This is a genomic window from Pseudomonas edaphica (assembly GCF_005863185.1).
Taxonomy (GTDB): Bacteria; Pseudomonadota; Gammaproteobacteria; order Pseudomonadales; family Pseudomonadaceae; genus Aquipseudomonas; species Aquipseudomonas edaphica.
This window is the reverse complement of record NZ_VBVZ01000834.1, coordinates 1-2161: the sequence shown is the minus strand read 5'-3', so window position 1 is coordinate 2161 and position 2161 is coordinate 1. Positions and strand designations below refer to the sequence as shown.

At 62.4% G+C, this 2161-nt stretch carries 2 protein-coding genes; both read left to right on the top strand.

Annotation, left to right across the window (positions count from 1 at the left end):
* Positions 1 to 171: 171 nt before the first annotated feature.
* A complete protein-coding gene (locus FEM54_RS31070) occupies positions 172 to 1176 on the top strand; it encodes a ligase-associated DNA damage response exonuclease (RefSeq protein WP_138454122.1) in 1005 nt (334 codons plus the stop codon).
* The coding region (locus FEM54_RS31065) for an ATP-dependent DNA ligase (protein WP_477749750.1) at positions 1173 to 2161 on the top strand (989 nt) is incomplete at its 3' end. The genes FEM54_RS31070 and FEM54_RS31065, both read left to right, overlap by 4 nt.

The window sequence follows — 2161 nt, the reverse complement described above, 5'->3', positions numbered from 1 at the left end:
AAATGTGGGAGCTGGCTTGCCTGCGATAACAGTGTGTCAGTCACTAATTAATCGACTGACACACCGCAATCGCAGGCAAGCCAGCTCCCACATTTGATCGCCTGCATTTAGATAGAACTTCTCAAGTCTCGCTCCCCTCATACCTGATAAGCCCACTGCCCCGGCACGCCCATGGACCTTGTCATCGCCCGCCCCGAAGGCCTCTATTGTACTGCGGGAGATTTCTACATCGACCCATGGCGCCCGGTGGACCGCGCCGTCATCACCCACGCCCATGGGGACCACGCCCGCACCGGCAACCAGCATTACCTGGCCGCCGCTCCCGGCGAAGGCATCCTGCGTTCGCGACTGGGCCAGGACATCAACCTGCAAACCCTGGCCTACGGCGAAAAACTCATCCACCACGGCGTCACCCTGAGTTTCCATCCCGCCGGGCATGTGCTCGGTTCCGCGCAGGTGCGCCTGGAATACCAGGGCGAAGTCTGGGTAGCCTCCGGCGACTACAAAGTCGAACCCGATGGCACCTGTGCGCCCTTTGAGCCGGTGCGTTGCCACACCTTTATTACTGAATCCACCTTCGGCCTGCCGATTTACCGCTGGCAACCCCAGGCGCAGATTTTTGCCGGCATCAATGATTGGTGGCAGGCCAATATCGCGGCCGGCAAAGCCAGCGTGTTGTTCTGTTACTCCTTTGGCAAAGCCCAGCGCATCCTGCATGGCATCGACGCCAGCATCGGCCCGATTCTCAGCCATGGCGCGGTGGAACCGCTGAACCGCGTGTACCGCGAGGCCGGCATCTATATCCCCGAAACCTTATATGCCGGGGACTTTAAAAAGACTGACCCGTTGCTGCGTCAGGCACTGATCATTGCGCCGCCGTCCGCCGGTGGCAGCAGTTGGATCAAGCGCTTCGGCGACTACAGCGACGCCTTCGCCAGCGGCTGGATGCGCCTGCGTGGCACGCGACGGCGGCGCGGTGTGGACCGAGGCTTTGTGCTCTCGGACCACGCCGATTGGCCCGGACTGCTGTGGGCCATCGAACAGACCGGTGCCGAACGGGTGATGGTCACCCATGGTTCCGTAGGCGTTCTGGTGCGTCATCTGCGCGAAAAGGGCCTGGACGCCCAAGGGTTCACCACCGAATACGGCGATGACGAAGAAGAGGCCACGGCATGAAAGCCTTCGCCGAGCTGTACGCCAACCTCGACGCCACCACCTCCAGCAACGCCAAGCTGGCCGCGCTGCAAGCCTACTTCCGCCAGGCGCCACCCGAAGATGCGGCCTGGGCGGTGTACTTCCTCTCCGGCGGGCGGCCCCGGCAATTGGTGCCGACCCGTCTGCTGCGCGACATGGCCACCGCAGCATCGGGCATAGAACCTTGGTTATTCGAAGAAAGTTACCAGTCGGTAGGCGACCTGGCCGAGAGCATTTCCCTGTTGTTGCCCGAATCCTCCTATACCTCGGAAGACGGGCTTGCAGTGTGGCTGGAGGAAAAGCTGCTGCCCCTGCGTGGCCTGCCGCCGCTGGAATTGGCCGAACGCCTGCCGGCGTTATGGGCGCAGCTCGATCAGCCGAGCCTGATGGTGTGCATCAAATTGATCACCGGCAGTTTTCGTGTCGGCGTGTCCAAACTGCTGGTCACCCGCGCCCTCGCCGCCATGGCCGACCTGGACAGCAAACGTGTGGCACAACGCTTGGTGGGCTACACCGATTTGTCCAACCGGCCTACGGCCGAAGGCTACCTCAAACTGATCGCCGCCGAATCGTCCGACGAGCATGCGCAACGCGGCGGTCAGCCGTATCCGTTTTTTCTGGCCCATGGGCTGGCGCAACCGGTGGAGCAGTTCGACGCCTTGCTCGGCGCACCCGCCGACTGGCAGGTGGAATGGAAGTGGGACGGCATTCGCGCGCAACTGGTCAAGCGCGACGGTCGCCTGTGGGTCTGGTCGCGCGGTGAAGAGTTGGTCACCGAGCGCTTCCCCGAACTGCACAGCTTGGTCAGCGGCCTGCCGGATGGCACGGTGATCGATGGCGAAATTGTCGTGTGGAAAGACGCGGTGCAACCCTTCGCGCTGTTGCAACAGCGCATCGGCCGCAAAACCTTGAGCAAAAAGGTCCTGGAGGATGCGCCAGTCGCGGTCCTGGCCTATGACCTGCTGGA

Excerpts from the sequence above, each read along its gene's own strand:
- FEM54_RS31070 (WP_138454122.1), top strand. The coding sequence starts at position 172 with ATGGACCTTGTCATCGCCCGCCCCGAAGGCCTCTATTGTACTGCGGGA.